The organism is Parafrigoribacterium mesophilum (genome assembly GCF_039652555.1).
In the GTDB taxonomy this organism is placed as follows: Bacteria; Actinomycetota; Actinomycetes; order Actinomycetales; family Microbacteriaceae; genus Parafrigoribacterium; species Parafrigoribacterium mesophilum.
Genome location: NZ_JBDJAF010000005.1, coordinates 74256 through 96827, shown reverse-complemented (window position 1 = coordinate 96827; position 22572 = coordinate 74256). Strand labels below are relative to the sequence as shown.

Annotated in this window: 21 protein-coding genes; 10 read left to right on the top strand and 11 right to left on the bottom strand. The window is 64.1% G+C overall.

Annotated elements, in window-relative coordinates; genetic code table 11:
- Window positions 1-144: 144 nt before the first annotated feature.
- Window positions 145-633, bottom strand: a complete 489-nt coding sequence (locus ABFX56_RS14535) for a MarR family winged helix-turn-helix transcriptional regulator (RefSeq protein WP_346234076.1) — start codon at window positions 631-633, stop codon at window positions 145-147.
- A gap of 90 nt (window positions 634-723) precedes the next feature.
- On the opposite strand from ABFX56_RS14535, the gene ABFX56_RS14530 reads away from it, so the two are divergent.
- Window positions 724-2880, top strand: a complete 2157-nt coding sequence (locus ABFX56_RS14530; protein ID WP_346234075.1) for an MMPL family transporter — start codon at window positions 724-726, stop codon at window positions 2878-2880.
- Window positions 2881-3130: 250 nt separating this feature from the next.
- On the opposite strand, the gene ABFX56_RS14525 is transcribed toward ABFX56_RS14530, so the two are convergent.
- The 7 genes from ABFX56_RS14525 to ABFX56_RS14495 form a co-directional block, all read right to left on the bottom strand.
- Window positions 3131-3577 (bottom strand): nitroreductase family deazaflavin-dependent oxidoreductase, encoded by a 447-nt coding sequence (locus tag ABFX56_RS14525; RefSeq protein WP_346234074.1) that lies wholly within the window; start codon window positions 3575-3577, stop codon window positions 3131-3133.
- A gap of 127 nt (window positions 3578-3704) precedes the next feature.
- A complete protein-coding gene (locus tag ABFX56_RS14520) occupies window positions 3705-5114 on the bottom strand; it encodes an HNH endonuclease signature motif containing protein (protein WP_346234073.1) in 1410 nt (469 codons plus the stop codon).
- Window positions 5115-5297: 183 nt separating this feature from the next.
- Window positions 5298-5759 carry a hypothetical protein gene (locus ABFX56_RS14515; protein ID WP_346234072.1) on the bottom strand — a complete coding sequence of 154 codons (462 nt, stop codon included), beginning with the start codon at window positions 5757-5759 and terminating at the stop codon, window positions 5298-5300.
- Window positions 5756-8263: a molybdopterin oxidoreductase family protein gene (locus ABFX56_RS14510; protein ID WP_346234071.1), complete on the bottom strand. Its 2508-nt coding sequence runs from the start codon at window positions 8261-8263 to the stop codon at window positions 5756-5758. The genes ABFX56_RS14515 and ABFX56_RS14510 overlap by 4 nt, the downstream gene beginning before the upstream one ends.
- Before the next feature lie 131 nt (window positions 8264-8394).
- The gene (locus ABFX56_RS14505; protein WP_346234070.1) at window positions 8395-8994 is read right to left on the bottom strand and encodes a DUF7255 family protein; all 600 of its coding nucleotides are present in this window, start codon (window positions 8992-8994) and stop codon (window positions 8395-8397) included.
- A gap of 238 nt (window positions 8995-9232) precedes the next feature.
- A complete protein-coding gene (locus tag ABFX56_RS14500; protein ID WP_346234069.1) occupies window positions 9233-9517 on the bottom strand; it encodes a DUF3892 domain-containing protein in 285 nt (94 codons plus the stop codon).
- A gap of 116 nt (window positions 9518-9633) precedes the next feature.
- Window positions 9634-10299, bottom strand: coding sequence for a hypothetical protein (locus ABFX56_RS14495; RefSeq protein ID WP_346234068.1), 666 nt, complete (start codon window positions 10297-10299; stop codon window positions 9634-9636).
- A gap of 138 nt (window positions 10300-10437) precedes the next feature.
- Between ABFX56_RS14495 and ABFX56_RS14490 the strand changes: the two genes are divergently transcribed.
- Window positions 10438-11688, top strand: coding sequence for an exonuclease domain-containing protein (locus ABFX56_RS14490; RefSeq protein ID WP_346234067.1), 1251 nt, complete (start codon window positions 10438-10440; stop codon window positions 11686-11688).
- Window positions 11689-11949: 261 nt separating this feature from the next.
- On the opposite strand, the gene ABFX56_RS14485 is transcribed toward ABFX56_RS14490, so the two are convergent.
- Window positions 11950-12348, bottom strand: a complete 399-nt coding sequence (locus ABFX56_RS14485; protein ID WP_346234066.1) for a hypothetical protein — start codon at window positions 12346-12348, stop codon at window positions 11950-11952.
- Between the two features lie 136 nt (window positions 12349-12484).
- Between ABFX56_RS14485 and ABFX56_RS14480 the strand changes: the two genes are divergently transcribed.
- On the top strand, window positions 12485-13624 hold the full coding sequence (locus ABFX56_RS14480) for an HNH endonuclease family protein (protein WP_346234065.1): 1140 nt from the start codon (window positions 12485-12487) through the stop codon (window positions 13622-13624).
- Between the two features lie 420 nt (window positions 13625-14044).
- Here the strand turns inward: ABFX56_RS14480 and ABFX56_RS14475 are convergent, their stop codons facing one another.
- Window positions 14045-16192, bottom strand: a complete 2148-nt coding sequence (locus ABFX56_RS14475) for a metallophosphoesterase (RefSeq protein WP_346234064.1) — start codon at window positions 16190-16192, stop codon at window positions 14045-14047.
- Between the two features lie 136 nt (window positions 16193-16328).
- Here ABFX56_RS14475 and ABFX56_RS14470 point away from each other — a divergent pair, with 136 nt between their 5' ends.
- From ABFX56_RS14470 to ABFX56_RS14440, 7 genes are all read left to right on the top strand, one after another.
- On the top strand, window positions 16329-17870 hold the full coding sequence (locus ABFX56_RS14470; protein ID WP_346234063.1) for a thymidylate synthase: 1542 nt from the start codon (window positions 16329-16331) through the stop codon (window positions 17868-17870).
- Between the two features lie 82 nt (window positions 17871-17952).
- Complete coding sequence (locus tag ABFX56_RS14465) at window positions 17953-18954, top strand: nucleotide kinase domain-containing protein (RefSeq protein WP_346234062.1); 1002 nt, start codon at window positions 17953-17955, stop codon at window positions 18952-18954.
- Between the two features lie 60 nt (window positions 18955-19014).
- A complete protein-coding gene (locus ABFX56_RS14460; protein WP_346234061.1) occupies window positions 19015-19377 on the top strand; it encodes a hypothetical protein in 363 nt (120 codons plus the stop codon).
- Window positions 19374-20243 (top strand): thymidylate synthase family protein, encoded by an 870-nt coding sequence (locus ABFX56_RS14455; RefSeq protein WP_346234060.1) that lies wholly within the window; start codon window positions 19374-19376, stop codon window positions 20241-20243. The genes ABFX56_RS14460 and ABFX56_RS14455 overlap by 4 nt, the downstream gene beginning before the upstream one ends.
- Window positions 20240-20614 (top strand): holo-ACP synthase, encoded by a 375-nt coding sequence (locus ABFX56_RS14450; protein ID WP_346234059.1) that lies wholly within the window; start codon window positions 20240-20242, stop codon window positions 20612-20614. The genes ABFX56_RS14455 and ABFX56_RS14450 overlap by 4 nt, the downstream gene beginning before the upstream one ends.
- Window positions 20611-21000, top strand: a complete 390-nt coding sequence (locus tag ABFX56_RS14445; protein ID WP_346234058.1) for a helix-turn-helix domain-containing protein — start codon at window positions 20611-20613, stop codon at window positions 20998-21000. The genes ABFX56_RS14450 and ABFX56_RS14445 overlap by 4 nt, the downstream gene beginning before the upstream one ends.
- Before the next feature lie 36 nt (window positions 21001-21036).
- On the top strand, window positions 21037-22092 hold the full coding sequence (locus ABFX56_RS14440; protein ID WP_346234057.1) for an ImmA/IrrE family metallo-endopeptidase: 1056 nt from the start codon (window positions 21037-21039) through the stop codon (window positions 22090-22092).
- Here the strand turns inward: ABFX56_RS14440 and ABFX56_RS14435 are convergent.
- Complete coding sequence (locus ABFX56_RS14435; RefSeq protein ID WP_346234128.1) at window positions 22011-22268, bottom strand: DUF4031 domain-containing protein; 258 nt, start codon at window positions 22266-22268, stop codon at window positions 22011-22013. The two genes, ABFX56_RS14440 and ABFX56_RS14435, sit on opposite strands and share 82 nt — an antisense overlap.
- Between the last annotated feature and the right edge of the window lie 304 nt (window positions 22269-22572).

Sequence of the window (22572 nt, the reverse complement as noted above, 5' to 3'; positions counted from 1 at the left end):
TCCCGCCGAGCGACTTACTGCCCCCGCCTTACTGCCCCGCCGGCGATACCTTTTCGGACGAGCGATACGTCCGCGGACGCGTCTTTCGTCCGAAAAGGTACCCTTCGACGCGCAGGGGGCGCGTCGCGGATGCGGCGGGCGTAACTATTCGCCCGGCACCTCGCCCTGCAGCCCGCCGTGCACGGCGTCCTCCAGGATGCCGACGGTGCGGGCCAGGTAGTCGGTGATCGCCGCGCTTTCGTTCTCGTCGTAGCGGCCCATGAGGTCGTTGGTGTGCAGGATCATGGGCGCCAGGCTGGCCATCGCCCGCCGCACCGACGCCTCGCTGGGCACCACCAGCTGCCGGCGCCGGTCGGTCGGATGCGGCTCGCGCCGCACATGCCCGGCGCGCACCAGCCGGTCCACGGCGACGGTGGCCGCCGCCGTACTGATCCCCAGCCGCTGCGCCAGCGCACCGGGGCTGAGCGGTCCGCTCGCCATCAGGTGCTGCATGGCATCCAGGTCGGTCGGGTTGATGCCCAGGAGCTCGCCCAACTGCCGCTCCACCTCGCGATTAAGCGTGAGAATTCGGCGCAGCAGCACGGATGCCTCGTGCATCGCGGGCGCCCCCGCCGGCGTGATGATCTCGGCCACGGTCCCATCCTAGCCACTCGCTATACACCTTGATAGCTAAACAGTTTAGCTATACTATGGTGCGATTGATCGGCGACCAGAAAGAAGCCCGTGACCCCAGACATCCGTTCCCCCCGGCGGTGGCTGCGCATCGCCATTCCCGCCGTGCTCATCCTGCTCTGGCTGGGTGTGGCCAGTGTCGGCGGCCCGTACTTCGGCAAGGTCGACGAGGTCTCCAGCAACGACCGGACCAGTTACCTGCCGGCCAGCGCCGACGCGACCCGGGTGCAGTCCGTGCTGGCCGACTTCGCCGGCAGCGACGCCATCCCGGCCGTCGTGCTGTACGTGCGGGCCGGCGGGCTGACCCCCGCCGACCTGAGCGCGATCACGGATGCGACGGCGACCTTCGCCGACGTCGAGGGCGTCACCGGCGAGGTCTCCCCGCCGATCCCGTCCGCGGACGGCGCGGCCGCCGAGGTGTTCGTGCCGATCGCCTCGGATGGCGAGGTGGTCAACACGGTGCAGCACCTGCGACAGGACGTGGCGCGTAGCGCACCGTCTGGCGTGACCAGCTACGTCACCGGCCCGGCCGGGTACACCGCCGACCTCGTGGACGCGTTCGGCGGCATCGACGGCATCCTGCTCCTGGTGGCGCTGCTGGCGGTGTTCCTGATCCTCATCGTGGTCTACCGGTCGCCGCTGCTGCCGCTGATCGTGCTGGGCACCGCGATGTTCGCGCTGTGCGCCAGCATCCTCACCGTGTGGTGGTTGGCCAAGGCCGGGCTGGTGCAGCTGAACGGGCAGGTGCAGGGCATCCTGTTCATCCTGGTGATCGGCGCTGCGACCGACTATTCGCTGCTCTACGTGTCGCGCTACCGGGAGGCGCTGCGCGACAACGAGCGGCGTTGGACGGCGACCTGGACCGCGCTGAAGGGCGCGTGGGAGCCGATCCTGGCCTCCGGCGGCACGGTGATCGTTGGACTGCTCTGCCTGCTGCTCAGCGACCTGAACTCGAACAAGGCGCTCGGCCCGGTTGCCGCGATCGGCATCGGTTTCAGCCTGCTGGCGGCCCTGACGTTCCTGCCGTCGCTGCTGATGGCTGCCGGTCGGGTGGCGTTCTGGCCGGTCCGTCCGCGGTTCGGCTCCGCGCATCCGGTGCTCACCGGCGCGGAGGCCACCGGACTGTGGCCGCGCCTGGCCCGCGGCATCTCGAAGCGGCCCCGGCTGATCTGGGTGGTCTGCACGCTGGCGTTGCTGGCCGCCTCCGTCGGGGTGCTGCAGTTCCAGGCCAGCGGGGTGCCGCAGAGCGACCTGATCCTGTCCGCCTCGCAGGCGCGGGACGGGCAGGCGGCGCTTGGCGAGCACTACGCCGGCGGCTCCGGCAGCCCGGCGGTCATCCTGGGCCCGCAGTCGCGGCTGGACGACATCGCCCAGGTGGCGCTGGACAGCGACGGCATCAACTCACTGACGGTGCTGTCGAAGGATTCGCCGAGCGGCAGCCTGCCGGTGACGGATGCCGGCATCCAGCCGGTCGGCCCGCCCGGCACGCCGGCCGGCTCCCCCACGGTGGTGGACGGTGAGGTGATGCTGCAGGCGACGCTGACGGATGCCGCCGACTCGATGGCCGCCGAGCACACCGTGCGGAGCCTCCGCACCGCCCTGCACCAGGTCTCCGATTCGGTGCGGGTCGGCGGGGTGACCGCGACGGCGATCGACTCCAACGACGCGTCCATCCACGACCGCAACCTGATCATCCCGATCGTGCTGGCGGTGATCCTCGTGATCCTGATGCTGCTGCTGCGCTCGGTGCTCGCGCCGGTGCTGCTGGTGCTGTCGGTGGTGGTGTCGTTCGCCGCGTCGCTGGGGGTGGCCGCGTTCGTGTTCAACGGCATCTTCGACTTCCCCGGTGCCGACCCGGCGGTGCCGCTGTACGGCTTCGTGTTCCTGGTGGCCCTCGGCATCGACTACAACATCTTTTTGATGACTCGGGTGCGGGAGGAATCGCTGTTGCACGGCACCCGGCAGGGCATTCTGCGCGGGCTGGCGGTCACCGGCGGGGTGATCACCTCGGCCGGCCTGGTGCTGGCGGCCACGTTCGCGGCGCTGTCGGTGATCCCGATTCTGTTCCTGGTGCAGATCGCGTTCATCGTCGCGTTCGGCGTGCTGCTGGACACCCTGCTGGTGCGCTCGCTGTTGATCCCTGCGCTCAGCTACGACATCGGGCGCGCCATCTGGTGGCCGAGCCGCCTCTCCCGCTCCGGTGGTTGAGTAGCGAGCGCTCTCGCGCGAGCGTATCGAAACCGCGTCAGCGGGTTGAGTAGCGACCGAGGAACGAGGCCGCGTATCGAAACCGCGTCAGCCCGCGCTCCCCTACCCCGCCTCCACCGGCCCGCACTCCGGGCAGGACCACTCGCTCCCCGACCGGCACAGTGGTGTTCCGCAATCCGGGCACGTGCGCAGCTCATCCATGGCTCCATCCTGGCACCGGCGAGCCCACTCCAGCCAGTGGCCGCCGACGCTACCGCTCCCGCGCCGGCTGCAGCCGGAACAGCCACTGTGCCTCGATGCGGTGCCAGGCCTCCTCGCGGTCGTCGCCGGCGAGCGGCGTGGCGTGCACCGGCAGGTGGTGTCCGCGCACGGTGATGGCGGCATCCGGATGCGCCAGCAGGTTGTAGCTCCAGGCCGGATGCGCCGCGCGGCCGAAGCTCGTGCCGGCCACGATGGCGCGGCCGTGCCCGTCAGCGGTGTACATCAGCTCGGTGTCGCGGGTCTGCCCGGATTTGGCTCCGGTGCTGTGCAGCACCAGCGACGGTACGAGCAGGCCGCTCAGTTGCGTCCGGCCGCCGCTGGCCCGGTGTACCAGACGCTCCAGCGGCGGCATCCACACCGGGGCGCTGCGCCGGAACAACCGCGTTCGCGTGAGCGGCGCAATCGCCGAACGAACGAGACGAACGACGGATGTCATGCGCCCATTGTGGCTCATCGCCTATCGACGAAGCGAGTATCGATGAACCTCGCATCGACGCGTCACATCATGTGATATCTATCCGACGTTCGGTCTCGACACGCTCGACTCTCGCGAATTAGGTGATCTATATCAGCTGGTTTTGTCGTTGTCGTTTTCGGTTGGCTTTGGCTTGCCTGAGAGTGGCGGACCGCCCGGTCGGGTACCACTTCCCAGTGTTATCCAACCAGGGTGGGTACTTCACTTCGGGTAGTCCATTGACCATGCGAAACTCCCAGCCTGAGGTGTCCAGGGTGCGGTGGTGGAACCAGCACAGGATCATGCCGTTGTCGGTGTGGGTGGGTCCACCGTCGGCGGCTGCTTCCACGTGGTGGATTTCGGATAGGGCGCCGGGCATGTGGCAGCCGGGGGTGCAGCATTCCCCATCCCGCAGGATGATGGCCCGGCGTTGCTGGGCGGTGAAGATGCGTTCCGGGGAGCCCAGTTCCAGGATGCGGCCGTTGTGATCGAAAACGATCTTCTGTACTCCGCCGGTGCAGGTGAACTGGTTCACCGCCCGCATCGAGATGGGTACCTCGCCGATGTAACCACAGCCGGTACCGGTTTGGAGGTTGTCCAGGGTGACCGCCACCGCCACCACGGGGGCGGCACCACCCAGCTGCGGCATCTGAAGGGATCGGGCGGCAACATCCACTACTGCGGCGAACACGTCGTGACGTTGCTGGTCCCGGGTGCGGGGGTCGGCGTCGCGTCCGGCGGCCATGGCTTCCTCCACGGACAAGAACGCGGGGGCGGTTTTCGGGGACAGGCAGGCGTCCATGATGGTGGTGAGTTTCGCTGCGACATCCGGGAGCAGGGCGCCACGGATGCCGACCAGACCGTCGCGTTCCCGGGAGAGGTGCAGGAACCGTTGCCGCATCGCCTGCTCCTCCAGGGGCTGGGATCCGTCTTGGTCCAGGAACATCCGCCACACACCGGCTTGGCTACGGATGTCATCGGCGGTGCACGGTACCGGGGACAGTTCGGTGGCCCCGCAGGCGGCGGCCACCAGTTCGGTTTCCGCCGCCTGCAGCACGTCTTTACCCACCGGGTGGGTAAAGGCGGTCAGTCCCTGGATGATGGCGTGGGCACTGTCCACCCCGATCGTCCCGGCGACCAGGGCGCCGGCGACCACGGAGAACTCGGCAGGCAGCCGCTCCCCGGCAAGGGACAAGCGCCCGCGGATGGCTCGACCGGTCTTCATCCGTTTCCTGGCGGTGTCGCTGGAAACATGGGTGACCCGCTCCAACAGTTCGGTAGTATTACGGCACCCTTTTCTAGCGGCCAAGCCACTCTTACCTAGTTCGTTACGGGAGGCCTCCGCCACCTCTCCCGCGGCCAGCACCCGCAACGCGTCCACCCGCCGGCCGAGCCGCTCGGCCGCCGCGGTGAAAGCTAAAAGGTCGTCCTCGGACATACCGGCCAGCTCGCGCGGGTCCAGCACGGCGGCCACCTGCTCGGTGATCGTCTCCAACTCTGCGGTGGTGGGGTTACCCATATCAGTATTATGCCACAAGATCCACTGCGTGTCGAATCTTTTTACTATTCTATTCCAGTCCCTTTTGCCGTAGTTGCCCTACAGGTACTGCGAATAATGCTTCTTGAACGTCTTACGGTAGTTGTTGTCTTAGGGGCTACTACACTCGCACTTATTTTCGTACCTATTTTCGTACCTATCGGGTTACCCGTTCGCCATGATCAGTGCCTGCGGGGCGGCCTGCTTCATCCGGGTTTGCAGCCAGCCCAACTGCACCTTGGTCTGCCCCTCGCAGCGCTCGATCACGGCGAGCAGTTCGGTGTCGCGCAGCCCTTGCGCGGCCTGTTTGACCATGCTCCAGGTGATGTCGACCAGGCTCGCGAGTAGGTACAGGTCTTGCAGATCCCGCAGCATGCCCACCGGGCCGGTGCGGGTCGAGGTCAGCTCCTGGGTGTGCAGCCGCTCCGGCTCGTCGTCCGGCTGTTCGCCGTAACGCTCAATCACCGGGGCCAGGGCCGCCCGGTGGGCGTCACACTGGGTGGCCAGGGTATGGCAGAGGTGCAGGATGTCCGGTTCATCCCCGTGCCCGACTGCGACCTGTCGTAACGACGTGGCCAGAATCTCCTCGGAGCGCTCCAGCAATCCGAGATACACCGCCAGCATCATGACCGCACCTTCCCTGTCGAGCCCGTCGACCCTGACGCACCGGCCGAACCCGTTGCCCCGCCGACTGCGCCCAGGTGCTCCTGTGCCTCCGCATCCGCCCCGCCGACGGTGGGCGGCACCGTCTGCGGATCGGTGGGCCGGGACGCGGCGGTGGTGGGCGCCGGAGCGGGTTCGGCGGCGTCGGCGATCTTCTCCAGCCGCACCGCGGCGTTCTTGAACAGCGGCTGCTTGGACACCGGGTCCCATTCGGTGATGGTGAGCTCGTTGGCCGCGGTGGGCACCCCGCCAGGATCGGCGCCGCTGGAGTCCCAGTAGCCGTAGTGGAACGGGGCGAACACCGTGCCGTCCCGCACGTTCGAGACCCGGGCCGGGGCTACCAGTTCGCCACGCCGGGACCGCACCCGCACCAGGTCGCCCTCCGCGATGCCGAGCCCGGCGGCGACCCTCGGGGAGATCTCGACCCAGGCCGCCGGCGCCGCCCGGTTCAGCTGTCGGGCCCGCGCCGTCTTGGTGCGGGTGTGGAACTGGTAGACCGTGCGCCCGGTGGTGAACTGCAGCGGGTAGTCAAAGCTCGGCTCCTCGGCCGGCGGCGTGTACTCGGCGCTCTTGAACACCGCCCGGCCGTGGGTCTCCAGCGCCCGGAACGCCTGCTCCCCCACCGTGGCCCCGGTGAGCAGGTCGTGCCCGAAGGTCTCGCAGTAGTCCGGTTCTGTGGAGAAGGTGCCGTCGGTGTACAGCCGCACCGTGCCATCCGGATGCTCCTCGTTGCAGGGCCATTGGATGCCGGTGCCGGCGCGCAGCTTCGCGTAGCTGAGCCCGGAGTAGTCGCACGGCCGGCCCCGGCTGCACTCCTGCCAGGCCCGGAACGCGTCCTCCGGTCCGGTCCACTGCAGAAGCGGGGCGCCGGAGTTGGTGCGGAAGTCCATCCGCTTCGAGTAGTCCAGGAAGATGTCCAGGTCGCTGCGTGCCTGCCCGGGCGGGTCCACGGCCTTGTCGGAGAGGTGCACGGTGCGATCCGCGTTGGTGAAGGTGCCGGTCTTCTCGCCCCAGCCGGCCGCGGGCAGCACCACGTCGGCGAACCGGGCCGTCTCGGTGAGGTAGAGGTCCTGCACCACCAGGAACAGGCCCTCGGTGTCCAGGATGCGGCGGATCCGGCCGAGCTCGGGCAGCGAGACCGCCGGGTTCGTCGCCGAGATCCAGAGGAACTGGATGCTGCCCTGCTCCACGTAGCGGAAGATCTGCATGGCGTGCGTTGGCGGTGCCCAGTGCGGGATCACCGCCGGGTCCACGTCCCACAGCCGGGCCAGCTCGGCCACGTGCGCCGGGTTCTCCCAGTTGCGGAAACCCGGCAGGTCGCCGTCCGCGCCGCACTCGCGGTTGTTCTGCGCGGTGGGCTGCCCGTTCATCTGCAGGATGCCGCAGCCGGGCCGGCCGATCATGCCGCGCAGCAGGTGCAGGTTGTTCACCTGGCAGGACGCGGCGGTGGCCTGGGCGGACTGGTAGAAGCCCTGCAGCACGGTGGACAGGACCCGCTCGCTGGTGCCGAAGATCCGGGCGGCCTCCCGCACGTCGGCGGCGGATACCCCGCAGGTCTCGGCCACCGCCTCCGGGGTCCAGGGCTCCACGGTCGCCCGCAGTTGCTCGACGCCGACGGTGTGCGCGGCGATGTAGTCGGAGTCGATCCAGCCGCCGGCGAACAGTTCCCGGATCAGGCCGTTCATCAGCGCCTGGTTGGTGCCGGGGCGCACCGCCAGGTGCACGTCGGCGTGCCGGGCCACCTCGGTCTCGCGGGAGTCGACGCAGACGATCGCGGGCCGATCCGCGCCGGCGACCCGGTCCAGCACCCGCGCCCAGAGCACCGTCTGGGTCTCCGCCATGTTGTGCCCGTACAGGAAGATGGCGTCGCACTCGTCGATGTCGGCGTAGCCGGCGGGCTGACCGTCCGCGCCAAAGCTCTCCTTCAGGGCGGCCGCGGCGGTGGCCGTGCACAGCCGGGTGTTGCCGTCCATGTGCGGGGTGCCGATGCCGGCCTTGCCGATGATCGCCTGCGCGTAGTACTCCTCGAGGAAGAGCTGGCCGCTGGTGTAGAACGCGTGGCTGAGCGGTCCCTTGGTGTCCAGTAGCTCACGGCTGCGCGCCACGATGCGGGACATCGCGGTGTCCCAGTCGGTTTCCACGAGCTGGCCGTCCTCGCGCACCATGGGCTGGGTGAGGCGGCCCTTGTTGGCCATGCCCTGCCAGCTGCCGAACAGTCCCTTCGGGCCGAGCCGGCCGTGGTTGACGATGTCGGTGGCGCGGCCGCGCACGCCGACCATCCGGCCGTCCTTGACCGCGATGTCGCACGCGCATCCGTTGCTGCACAGCGTGCAGGCGGACTGCACCCATCGGTCGATGTCCGCCTCGGTGATGCCATCGGCCAGTTTCTGACCGACCCGGACGGGCCACTGCTCCCCGCGTGAGAACGCGGTTCTCGTGCCCCAGATGTTGCCGATGCGGTCCACCATGATGCGCCTGCTTTCGCCTTGTGCTCCACGCGCGTACCTCGCTCAGCTTGCGCCGGGTGGCCGGCGCGGACAAGGTGCTTTGCCTTCTGCTGACCCCACAACTCGACTCGGAAGGGGCAATTGACGACGTTCTATAAACCAGGTGCGACTCTGTCAATGATGAGGTGGTGGAGTCCCTCAAGGTCAACCCGGGCCTTGAGATTTAATGCCGCACCCAAGAGCACCCCATTCACCGCGTCGTAAATAGACAGCCTCGCTAGCCTTACTACACCGACAGCAGCTAAGGCGTCCTTCATTGCGTCATACAAAGCTCTCTGCTTCCAGCGCGGGGCGCCACTCGTGAGGAAGGTGCCGGGAGTGTCGGCCGTGCCGAACAAAGATTCCGATGACGATGTCGTCCAGCGCTGGCCCCATTTTCCCGCTGACAGACAATCGACTTCCCGGTCCACGGAGTAGGCCGAATACTTCGATCTCCACGGTAAGTTCGCAGCCCATTCAGGCTCAAGTGTGAGGTGGCGATAACGGTTGAAGTGCAACTCCTCATCCAACTCAACGAGCAACTCTCCCTCGAATGCCAAATCCCAAGAACCTGGCCTTAACGGAGGCGTGTCGAGCCTGCCGCCGAGACGCCGATACGTATCACCCATCCACTGGGCAGTACCGTCGCGCAAGTCGGATACGCGAATTGGGGCGGGTTTCACCACCTCCTCGCGATAGCCAAGATTCGTCATCAGGTCTCGAAGCACACCAGCTCTTGCACCTGTCCCGACCATAGGTAGAGCCTCCCACTAGCTAGCAACTGTCGATGGAGGCCTATCCCAAAACATCGAAGCGAACTATTCGGCTCCACCTTCAGAGGGTTGGAAGTCGGGAGCCGGAGAAGCCTGGCCACGCCACGAAACAGTTTTCAGAGACCTCGCGCTGAGTCGTGGTGCGGCTCCTGAAAATCAGCCGCACCACGGATGGAGATCAGTACCTCGTCAACTGAAGCAGGTTGTTTGTTTCCGTCTTGTCCGCAACGGTGGCAATGTACTTCGTGCCGCGCACGCTTGTGCGCGTATCGACACTGGCTTCCGATCCTGTTCTGTCATTGTGGGAACGGTAGCTCATGCCGTATGCGTCGATATTGTGGACGGCCGTCTCACGCGACTCCTCGTTGAGAACACCATTCGGTGTCGACGAGACTCGGATCTTGGAGATGTGCTCGTTTGTTATGCCATTGCCATCAAGGTGTATTTGACGGACGTAGTTCATTGTGTCGTTTTCCAATCTTTCGGGTTTCATGAGCGGGGTAAGCGCTCGGCATGACGCTACTCGGAACCACCGACATCGGAGTCATAGAGACCGTCAAAGAAGCGTCCTGCCAATCTCTAGCTGAGTAAACCTAACAGCCATTGCGACGCGAAGACGATGGCAAACACAGCACACAGCCCCGCTACAAGACTCTGTAATGGAGTAGCTGCGTCTGCCGCAAATTCGGCGAGAATTTCCGATGCTTTTGGGTTGCGACGAAGGAGCTTCTGTATTGCTTCCCTTCGTCCCACAGCCCCGAGACGTGCCATATCAATAGACGTCAGACACAAGATCAAGAGTGTTCCAAGTACCATCGCGGCACCGACGACGATGACACTGAGGGCCGCGATGGAACGCAGGTTCCCACGTGCGATGTGGTCCAAGCCGAGATCAGAGCCAAGAAGTCCTCCGACAACGGCACCAAGGACCAATAAGAAGGCACCATTCACCCAGCGGATGAGGGCATGAAATCGCACTGCGAAGATCGAGCCCGTCGGGACCAACGGGCGATGCTCCGCTTCGAGTGTCACCGCCACAACCGACAATGCGATGACGATCACGTATGGTCCCGCGACCGGCAATAGGATCCACAGCCCAAGAGCCGTCTTGCCGCTGAGAAGGAACGATTCTGCGACAACGACCGACGCAACCACAATTGCCGCTACGAGAAAGCCCCACCTATCGGTCCGGGACGTCGAAGCCAACCGCGCGCGAAACGTCACCCACACCTTAGACACGTCCATCGCTCGTCTCTGCAATCCATTCGCAAACGCACTCAATAAAGCGAGTCGGGCGGGCGCGAGGTTGTGCCCCATTCTCGGGATACGGCACCGAGGTCTCGGCGCGATAGCCTCGCCGTACATCCTATTAGGAGCGCAACGATGCCCGGACCCGGCTTTGCCGTCATTGATTTCGAGACGACCGGGCTCTTTCCCGGCGGGCACGATCGGGTGGTCGAGGTCGCCGTCGTGCACGCCGACCCGCACGGCACCATCACCGGACGCTGGGAAACCCTGGTCAATCCGGGGCGGGATCTCGGCCCGCAAAGCATCCACCAAATCCGCGCGGCAGACGTGCTGGAAGCGCCGACCTTCGACCAGATCGCCGACCAACTGGTCGAGTTGCTCCGGGGCCGCGTCGTGGTGGCGCACAACGCGAGCTTCGACCTGCGGTTCCTGATGACCGAATTCGACCACGCGCACTGCTGGCCGGGCACCACGTTCCCGTCGCTGTGCACCATGCAACTCGCTCGGCAGTTCCTACCCGGCGCTGGACGCTCGCTCGCCGACTGCTGCGCCGCCTACGACATCGACCTCACCGACGCCCACCGTGCCTCAGTGGACGCGTTCGCGACGGCTCGGCTCCTGGAGGCATACATCCTCAGCACGCCGATGTGGAAGGGCTGGAATGAGTCGCTGACCGCGGCGGCGGATACGTCGTGGCCGCCCGGCCGGTTCGACCCGGCCGCGATTGAGCAACTCTGGTGCCCGCGACCCGCCGCAGCGACTGTGGACATCACCGCGAATGACTTCCTGCGTCGCATCAGCATCAAGCTCCCCGAGCATTCGGGGCCGGCCGAGCACAGTGACTACCTGGCGCTCCTCGATCGATGCCTGCTCGACCGCAACCTGTCGGCGCACGAGGCGCGCGGACTGGTGCAGCTCGCGAACGAGCTCGACATCAGCCGGGACACATGCGAGGCCCTGCATCTCGAGTACTTCGACGAACTCACCCGCATCGCCTGGGCCGACGGCGAACTGACCGATGCCGAGATGGTGGATCTCGTGGCCGTCGCGGACCTGCTCGACCTCTCGTCCGCCACGATCACCGCTGCCCTCGAGGCACCGCGCCGATCAGTGCCTCCGCCGACGACCGGGCTCCCAGCGGAGCTGTTCACGCTGGCGCGCGGCGACCTTATCGTGCTCACCGGCGAGATGGCGCGAACCCGCGAGGACTGGATGGCGGAACTCTCCGGCCGCGGTTTCGTGCCATGGCAAGCTGTGACGAAGAAGGTCAAGCTGGTTGCCGCGGCCGATCCCGACTCGCTCTCCGGCAAGGCGCGCAAGGCGCGGGACTACGGCATCCCGATCGTGGACGAGCCGGGTCTGGTGCGACTCCTCGCCACCGTATGACCCGTGCACGGAAGACCAGTTGGTCGACTGGCTTGATATTGGCATCCTGCCCCGACCTCTGCCTCTAGCCCTTGCCGGGCCGGCTACCGCCACTGCCGTGCTCAGAAACCGTCGTGGACGGATTCCGCTTGGCACGGCCTTTTGTAGCGAACTTGCCGGTCTCTGCTGACCGAGTCACAAACTTGCCCGATCGTTCGAGGTTCCGCGTCGCCTTCACACGCAACTGCTCAGCGAGCTCCTGAGAGCGTTCGCTGTAACCGCTCATCGTTGCCACCGCCTTCTTGCCGGAGCACTGTGGGTCTTGATTAAGTCCGCGACTGCCAGTGCCATCTCATTATCTTCGTCCTTCGCCCAGGGGACATCAATGAGCGCGATCAAAACCGAAAGCCCCAGTTCCGATTCGCGTGGGTTGAGGCTGATCGCCTTTTCAATCGCCCACGAGAAGCGCGTCCACCACTGGTCGCGACCAACCCACTGCCGGGACTTACTCGCATTGACACCACTGATGATGGCAGCAGTGATAGCAGCGACGGCCGCGATAGCTGCTGCAATCAGGGTAGCCAAGCTCTGCGTCGATCCTGCCAGTAATGTCGGATCGGCCGCTGCCTCGATCACGGGACGAAACGCGTTCGTGAAGCAACCCAACTGATTTTCATGCACTCTCCTTAGCGAGCCGCTATCTGGATGAAATCAGGGTGAGCGTAACGCCGACCTACGACACCATCGCGGGTGCTGTATGTCGCCGCGCTGTATGCCGCCGCGCTGTAACCTACGTGCTGGTCACCGGATGACGCCTATGGCAGCGCCGAGGCCGAAGAATCTCCTCTTCCTTAGAGGGGAGCTAGCGGCCGACGACGTTGAGACTCTCTACGACAAGTATTGGGCGCACTTCGACGATGCTTGGTGGAAAGAAGAAGTCGGCAGGGGCCACGCGGTACGCGGTCGCCGTGACGTTCTCCTTTCTGTGTGGCTCACCGCTGAGACGGGAAAAGAAGCGAGCGTGGGCCACCTATACGCAGAAGCCCGCGCGTACCTCAACGATGGACCAAGCACGGAAGAAGTACTCAAGAAGCTGGCGGCGTACTCCGCCGCTTACGAAGCGATCTACTCCCATGTCGGTGTCCCAGAAGTCCATCTCAAGACCGCATACGAGAGGATTCAAAGGCTCGAACTAGCGACCGCTGTCCCGTTGCTGGCTTGGCTGCGCACGCTCCCCGCAACTTCGCTGAATACTTCTGATCATGTTCGCGCTGTGCGTGCGGTCGAGTCATGGGCGGTTCGACGAGCCGTTCTCGGGCTGCAGACCCGCGGGTACGGCACGCACTTGACACGCGTGCTCAGTGCAGCCAAGTCTGCTCTCAACGCGGGCGCGGATGTCGCGGACGCCGTGGTTGATTCTCTTCAGCGAGGCGCACTTGCGTGGCCCACTAACAGGGAAGTCACGGACGGATTCATTCGCAACCGCTACTACGGCGTTCTCGGCCAGCCACGAATCGCCATGCTGTTGTCAGCGATCGACGCTCACCTCCGCACCAAAGACCCTCATCAACCGGCAGCGAGTATCGACTACTCCAACCTCCAGATCGAGCATGTGATGCCGCAAGCTTGGGAGCAAAACTGGCCTCTCCAAGTCGACGGGCGGCTCGTCGCGAACGACGAAAACGACTCTGTCTGGCTTACCGCCAGCGATGAGCGCAGCCACGCAGTCAACCATCTCGGCAATCTGACTCTCGTCACTGGATCGTTCAACGGCCACCTGTCGAACGCATCGTGGTTGTCGAAGAGTGCCGAGTTCGCCAAGCAAAACACCCTCGTGATCAACTTCCCAATCGCGAATGCCGAGGCGTGGGACGAACGCCACATCGACGATCGAGCAGCTAACCTTGCACGGGTCGCGATCGAAATCTGGCCATCCGCGGACGTCCTGAACTCCTGACTGAGCGCTGCACATTCGTACGCGCCTCACGCGAGCGTAGACGTGACTAGGCGTCGGTCGAAGTGCGTCAGTCGGATTGCTCCTGCCCCGATGCTGCTGTCGAGGTACGGACAGCGATCGAGACGTGCCCGATGTTGGTGCCCTCGCGATTCGGGAAATGCGGCCGCGGATTCGCTGAGCTCTGGAGGGAACACAGGGTGCGCTTCGAGCGGCCGGCTGCGACGACGACGTCCTCGGGACTGCCCGTTGTGGCGAAGCTCGCGATTGTGCTTTCGAGCAGGAACACGGTGCGACTCGTCAACATTAGTCGAGGGCGTGGCTGGCACGACCAGCGAAGTTTCATAATGCTGGCGATAGCGAGTGGGGCAACGCGGTGGGAAGGGGCTGTTGTGGCACGGGAGAGTCCGCCAAGATTCCCGCCTAGTCGTTTGTAAGAAGGGCTGCGACCGTGGCATCGATTGCGCTAGATGCGCGGCTCACCTTCTTCATCCATGACTTGCGGGCGCCCAGCTTCTTCCGGTCCTGAAGATACACCTGGTTCGCATCCGACAGGTTCACCAGAAGATCGCTCAATGACTTGATTGATGGCCGATGATCCTTGCCGATGTCCGCAGCGCTCTCCAAAACTACCGCCAGGCGCTTCAGGCCCAGCAACGGCACCGGGTCGCCATCTGTAGGCTCGGTGGCGCCCGGTACCCAGTCCGACATGACCGACTTCCAGAGCATCGCGGTCCCTGCCCGTGACGCAGGTGCGCTGGTCGCCAGCAGCGGCAACACGAGCGGAAGTAGGCGTTCGTCGGAATCGGCCATCCGGTCGATCCAAGGCACTGCCACACGGGGGATACCCACCCCGTTCACCGGCATCGCAGTTACGGTCGTAATAGAGCCAGGCTCGACAACAATTTGCGCCGCGCTCAGGCGATGTACGACCTTTCCTTGAAGCTCCGCGAGTTCGCCGACGTTGATCGGCCACCAGTGCGGCATTTCTTGCTTCCTGTAGTACGCAACCAGGTTCAACCTCGCGGCCTCGATCACAAACTGAACCGAGATGAAAGCGGGATAGTCTTCTCCCCTGTGGTCGAGGTCGCGACGGCCGTCGACAAGGAGTGCGATAGCTCGGCTGGTTCTCGTTTTATTCCTGAACTCTTCGACTATGCGGTCGAGTCGATCCTTGTCGTCGGCGTCCGTGTGGAACAGCCGCTCGCCGTGATTGAACTTCGCAGCGTGCCCACGGGGACGGCGCTGCCACCACTCGACCGTGGTGTCGAACCACTCCTGCGGCTCCCTGCGTTCCGGGATATCTGGGTAGCTGTCGGGGACGACCAAAGCAGAAGGTCCGTCTTCAATTCGGCACACGAAGGGACTCGGGAGGGTCCTGAGACGATCGCGCTGTGCGAGCACTCTCCGGTAGACCTCGGCAGCGGTCTTCCCGGCGATCAGTCCCGACTCTGCCGAGCGGTCAAGTGCCAGATAACGGCGGCGCATCTTGCCGAACGCGTATCCAACGCCGGCATCGTGGGCAGGAACATCCGTAATGTGGATACCGCCGACGCCGAGGGACACGGGAGGTATGTCGAGGAGGCGTCCGAAGTCCGCTCCGTTGCCGGGTTGTTGTATGGACGGCGCGCTGAGCACGAGCAAGACGTGGGGTTGCTCGTCGTCGGCTTGCGTCGGCGTGAAGCTCTCGACCAGCGCTGCGCTCTGGTGCTTATGCCCATGGAGCACGACACCAATGGACGATCCAGCCAGCCATTGGCGGAAGGAACCGAGGTTGGTTATCGACTCGAATGCCTTGACCTCTTCCGCCGAACTCACCGGCGCAATCTGATGATGCAGCGCCACGATCCGCAAAGGGGCACCTTTGCCGGTGCTCTCAGTGTCCCGCAAGAGCCTTGTCGCGGCAGTGAGCTGCGCTTGGTCGACACGAGCCACGTCGGCGGATCCGCCGGCGTCGATCAAACTCAGCAACTCCTTCACAGCAGCGCCTGGCTTCGTCTTCCGGACGATGTCCGCCTGTCCTGCGAGGGCGGCGTAGCGGTTGTCCGGCACCCAGCAGTTGTTTGCAGAATTGAGGCCGACGAGAACGAAGCTGCCGTCACCTGCGGAGATGATCGGCGGCATCCCGGCCCCGGGCCGCAGTGCCCCGTTCACGTCGATGTCTACGCCCTCGAGATAGGCAGTGCGGTATCCCGATGCGCGGACTTTGAGGAACAGCTCGTAGCGCTCCGGGGACCCAGCGGGAGCTCCTCTGAGGACATCATGGTTTCCCGGCACTACAAGGATGCGGTCCGCCGGCGGAAGACTGTCTCCGAGGCCAGCGAGGATATCGGGCAGGATTCGGAACCCCTCCTCTGAGCCGTGGCTAGTTATGTCGCCGGTAATCACGATCGAATCGAGCTCGCGGCCGCCGGCACGGAGCGCATTGCCTAGTTCCCCGAGGCTGTCACGCATCCGCTTCTGGCGAGATGGCAACTGTCCGGCCTGCAATATCTTTGCCTTGTCGTCGCCGAGGACATCGCCAGGGCCGGAAACGAGATGCAGGTCCGAGAGATGAAGTAGGAGCGCCATAGTCACCGATTTCTTTGGTTGCAGTCAAGAGATTCGATTTCTTAACAAATATCACGTTCACAGTGCGGCTCTTAGTGGCAGCCCTGTCAAGACGGCTAGTATCCAGATCGTGCGACATTCTCAAAGGTAAGGCGATATGAAGTACAAGAACGCCGCCGCGGCCATGGTCGCGAAGCTCACGCAGTTGCTCCTCACGGGAGAGGAAGTGAGCGTGCGAGGCAAATTAACCCGGGAGTCGATGCACCAGCTGGTGTCCCTGTCGAGCCCGTTGGAACGCTGCATCGTCGTGCCCGGTCGAAACAACAATGTGTTCGCCTCGATCGCTGAGACGATGTGGGTGATCACGGGTCGGAACGACGTCGCGTTTCTCGTCAACTACCTGCCGAGGGCTGTCAACTTCTCCGACGATGGCGAGACATGGCGAGCAGGTTACGGCCCGCGTCTTCGGCAGTGGAACGGTGTCGACCAGTTCGACTCCGTGTTGCACACTCTCACCGCCTCGTCGTCCAGCCGACGCGCGGTCATGTCGATCTTCGACCCGTCGGTTGATTATCAGGACAGTCTCGACGTGCCATGCACCAACTGGCTCCACTTCGTCCTCCGTGACGGCGAGCTCGACCTGAACATCGCACTGCGGAGCAACGACATCATGTGGGGCTTCTCCGGCATCAACACGTTCGAGTGGAGCGTGGTGCAGGAGATGATGGCGCACTGGCTCGGGGTAACGGTGGGCGAGGTGAACTACTTCATCTCGTCGCTACACATTTACAAGCAGCATTTCGATCGGGCGGCCCGGATTATGTCCGCCCCGCCGGCTGAGTCACCGTACGTGAAGCATCCTGCCAACGCACGCTTCGCAACACCGTTCGCAGAGTTTGGGCAGGTCGCCGACGACTGGTTTGAAATTGAAGACTCCATTCGGAGCGGGGTCGACGCCGCGGAACGTATCAACAGCTTCCCGGATCCGCTGTTACGCGACTTCCTCCGCATGCTCGACGCATACTGGTCATTCACCCGTGGCGCGCGCGCGCGTGCGACGTCGATTCTGGACACGGTCGACGACCGGGCTCTCGCAGCTGCGGGCGGCGACTACATTCGCTGGAATGAAGCAGGGCCCGCGACGGTCGCGGCGACCCTCTCGGCTCCGCGCATCGGCAAGGCGGAGATCGACGGATGGCTAAGCGAGCTGCATCGCACGAAGTCGCTCGCCTACGGCGACAGCTGGAAGCGACGGGGAGAACAGATGGCGATCATGGCCAACATTGCGAGGAAGATCGACAGGCTCGCACTCCACAAACCCGAGACACCTGTGCCTGGAGAAAACATCATCGACACCGCCGCAGACCTCTTGGTGTACTCGCTCAAGTACGAGACTTACCTCAACGAAGCTGTGGGCAAACCGGCCCCCGGCACCGATGCTTGGAGCGACGGAACCGCGGGATTCGAGCTGCTGATGGAAAAGGTGAGCCCCGAGAGGGAAGCAGTCGGCCACGGCGAGGCGACGGCCGAAGTGCTCGCCGTATTCGCGGAGCTCGAACGCACGTTCACCCCTGATACCGGGCCAGCGTCGCGCCGACAGCTCGCAACGACCTTGTCGACCAGGGCTCTCGAATTGCTGCAATTCCACCTCGACAGCGACCCCGCCGCGGCATACCGCGCGATGGCCGAAAGGGACTGAGAACAGGGCAATCGATCTCGCCCGTCGTGGCGCGGAATCGCGCCCTCCACAGCTAACATTGGTAAACGGCAAAGGATCCCTAATGACACGCCCAACTCCGCGACCACAGGTATTCGACATCTACTGGAAGTTCGCCCACGAGCGACACCGAGTCTTCGAACAGCGCCTCACCGGGGAAGCCGGTCCGTGGACTGATGACCGGATCCTGCAGACCTACAAGTTCTGCAACGTATACCGGGCGGCCGACCGGGTCAGTCAGTACATGATCCGCAACGTTTGCTACAACAACGACGACGACATCACCGACGCAGACCGCGTCTTCCAGGTCGTCGCGTTCCGCACGTTCAGCAACATCGCGACGTGGGACTCGTTGACTATGCTGCTCGGTCACGCACCCGTCATCGACGACATCCGGAGCGGGCGACTGGAAGCCGCGCTGACAAGCATCCGCGAAAGTAGCAAGCGGCTGTATACGGGGGCCTTCATCCTCTGCGCGACGAACGCGTACGGACGCGGACTCAAGCACCTCAACCACGTGGAGCTCTTCCGACACATGTTCGTGCTCTCGACGCTCGCCGAGGACATCCTTGCCGCCCCGTCGCTCGCCCAGGTCTATGCCCTCCTGCACGAATACCCACTGATGGGCGACTTCATGTCCTACCAGGTGGCAATCGACCTTAACTACTCGGAGCTCATCGATTTCTCCGAGAACGACTTCACTCAGCCGGGCCCCGGGGCGCTCAGAGGGATAAAGAAGGTGTTCGCTGACACCTGCGGCATGACGCCCAGCGACATCGTCATGTGGATGGTGGACCACCAAGAAGCGGAGTTCGAACGGCTCGGGCTCGACTTCGCAGGCCTCTGGGGCCGTCCCATCCAGGCGATCGACGCACAGAACCTCTTCTGCGAGACCGACAAGTACTGCAGAGAAGCACTGCCGGAACTCGCGAGCGCGCGCAAGCGGATCAAGGCAAAGTTCACCGAGACAGCCGAGCCCGTGTCACTGTTCTTCCCGCCAAAGTGGGGGATCAACGACCTACTTCCGGCCCCCGCACCGCAGATGCGAGAACTGGTGCTCTTCTAGATATTTCCGCGTTTCTTACTTGCCCTTGACATTCATGTCGGAATATCCGACACTTATGTCATGAATAACGACGACGAAACGACGGCCATATCCGCAGACATTGACAGGCGGGGGGTGCCGCTGACTGTGTCGGCTGCACTCCAAATGACCCGCGCAGACATCGAGGCCGCCCTGACCGCCGTTCTGGTCGACATCGAGACCGATTCGCCGGACGAGCTTGACGACTGGCCCTGCGACGAAGACGGCTCGCTTGCGTTTGGCAGCCACCTCGGCTACAGCATTTACATCGAATTCGTGCAGCATCTCTCGAGGCTGCCCGTCGACGTGACCAAGGTCGATCGGAAGAAGTGGACGACCATCGCCGGCCTCGCCGAGGTCATTGAGCAGATCTATTCCGACCTGAATTGGGAGGCGACGAAATGAGCGAGATGATCCCGGCGCAAACCACCATCGGAGAAGCCTGGCTCGCCGTACTCAACAACGTCAGTTCCTCCGGCGGCCACAAAATCCACGTCCTGTCCACCGTCACAGATCCGTCCGGGCCCGACAACGCCGGCATCCGCTCCGTCGCTGACGCCTTCTTAGTGGAGCAGATGCGCGGCGACATACATATCCAGCCCGTCGACACCGTAGCCGGGACGATTTTCTCGGATCTCTACCGCGACCCTGGCGTGTGCTGGTCGGTCGACATGCCCGAAGAAGACCTTCGGAAACTTGACCACGCCGCCGCCGAGCTCTATCGGAAATACCTGCATCTGCTCCCCGAGCTCAAAGTGTTCCCAGCTAATAACCGTGGAACCTACTTCGGACGGATGATCTCCTTCCCGGGCAAGAAGGGCACGAACGTCAACCAGCTCGAAGCCCGCATCAAATCGCTCCGGTCAACTCGAAAGCGTGGCTGGTCCCGCACCAACATCAACGACCTCGTCCTCGGCGGCGAGGGACAGATTCTCGACGACGGAGCGGCTGGCGTCCAGGTCTACGCTGCCGACGACAACCGCCCGCGCGGATTCCCCTGCCTCGTGCACATCGACATCTCCGTGTTCGAGAACAAACTCAACATCATCGCCACCTACCGTCACCAGTACCTGATCACTAAGGGCTACGGGAACATGATCGGGCTCGCGAAACTCCAGAAATTCCTGTCCCAGCAGACCGGCTACCCGGTCGGCGAGCTGTCGATCATGGCCACGATGGCCGACGCAGAACACGGTGTTTGGAGTGGACGGCACGGAGTGAAGGACATCGTCAGGCAGGCAGCCGATGCCGCGGGGATCGTCCTCCCGTGACAATACGTACTGGCGTCGACATCGTCGACCACGGGAGCTTCAATCGCCGCGCGGAACGCACGAAGAACGACTGGAAGGCCGCCTTCCTCACTGAGACGGAGTTCCGGGATGTTGGTGACAGCATCCCGCGCTCCGCTGGACGCTGGGCGGCGAAGGAGGCGGTAATGAAAGCACTCGGGCGTGGCATCGGCGCCGTCGACCCGCGCGACATCGAAGTGAATGTCGTCGACGAAATACCCACAGTGGTCCTTCACCGCGGCGCGACCGCACGGGCATCGGAGCTCGGGCTCACCGAGTGGAGCCTCTCAGTCAGTCACACGGATAATTACACAGTGGCATTCGTTGTAGCCACGGGAGGAGCCAGCCTGTGACAGAGAAGAACGCGGCCGACGCCAGCCGCGACGAGCAGCAGAAATCGATCGGCTCGCGCCTTCGGGAAGCCCGCGAAACACTGGGCATCACCCAGGTGGACGCCGCCGCGGCGCTCCGGATGCCACGCACCAGCGTCACCGCGATAGAGAAAGGCACACGCAACGTCACCGCCACGGAACTCACCGAGCTGTCGACGTTGTACCGACGAAGCGTCGAGTGGATCCTCGGTGCCGAGCCCAACGAGAGCGAGTCCACGACGGCGTTGTACCGGGCAGCGTCCGGTCTCTCGGAAGACGACAGAGCACAGGTCCTGAAATTCGCGCAGTTCCTGGCCTCCGCCGGTCCTGCGCCCACCGGCTCGTATCCCGCCGACGACGAGGAGTAGGCCCACTCCCCGATGTACGCGTCTGCGAACCAGCTCATGGAATCCATGCAGGCCGCCAGCCGCGCCCTCCATGAGCTCGCTGTCGACCAGACGAAGCCCATCGACGTGTTCGCCGCCATCGCGAAGTCCGGCGCGTGGTTGACCTTCGTCGACGGCGGCCTGATGCTCGGGGCGACATCGCGTGAGGGAGTCGGAGGAATCAGGATTAACTCCGCGCGCCCCGTGGAGATGCAGCGGTTCACTGCCGCCCACGAACTAGGGCACCTGTACTTGCACAACGGCGTCCTCGACTGGGACGGGTTCGACCAAGTGGCGGGCTCCGCCCAAACCCCTCGCGAGCACACCGCCCAGTTCTTCGCGTCGCACTTCCTTATGCCGAGAAAGCTCGTCAACTCAGTTCTCCATCGGAACGGCCATGTGCGGAACACGCCGGTGTCTCCGCAGCTGGCCTACCTCGCGTCCCGCGACCTGCGCGTTAGTTACGAGGCATTGGTCGTCCAGCTCGACAACCTTGACATCATCACCAGCGCCCAGTGCCGACGGCTCCGCGACTTGGAGCTGAAATCGATCAAAAAGAACTTCGCCGACGGATGGAGCGCCGAAGACAGTCGCGCACACATCTGGATACCGGATGTCGCGGGCCTCGGGACGATCAGTGTCGCGCTCCACGACGAGATCATCATCACAGTGACCGAAGACCGGGGTTCCGGACACAAGTTCAGGATCACCGAAGCCGAGCGCCCGGCGACTAGCCGGCTGGCCGACGAAGGACCGCCGGTGATCCTTGTGCACGACGACTATGACGAAATGACGGGACGCAGGCGAATTATCCTCCGCGCCACAGCTATCGGGCGGTGGAGCCAGCAACTGATCCTTAACGGCTCGGACAAGCACCTCGACATCGCGGGCATCGTGAGGAAGTCGCCGGCAGAAGTGCACTCCTCGTTCCTCGCCCGCATGCCCAGCCCAACTGATCGCCAACAGCGCGCCTCGTTAGAGGCTGGTCGCTCCTACCAGAGTGCCGGCGTTGCGGACGGAGACACGGCAATCTCCCGCGGCGCCCCAGTCTGGACAGCGTGTAGCTCGAAGTAGCTGATGGGTTCGGCGCCCAGCGCAATCGCCTTGCGTCGCATGCCGTCCGTGACATCGAAATGTTCGCCGCGAGTCCCACGCTTTTGGATCCACGAGGCGCGGAGACCCAAAAGCCGGGCGAAGTCCGCCAGCTCGTCAGGTGAATCCGCGACCAGATGCGACCAGCGTCGGTTCATCCCATTGACGACAGCCTGAAGCTGAAAGTCATCTACATACACTGCCATGTGGGCCTTCCCGCCTGCTTGGAACAGACGCTACCGGTACCGCTACAGCTTAATGCCGTGAAACAGCGATACGCTCAGCGCGTCGAGCGCAGATCCCGGATCAGGCGCGTCTATTTGGGTATGTGCGGCGGACGGCGCGGCTGGGCGGCTTCGGCCAACGCAGCTGTTAGTCCTCAACCGACCTAGCGCCGGCGGTTGGCACCTCAGTCCCGCTATTGGTCTGTTCAAGCTCGGCCGCCTCGAATCCAGTGCAAAC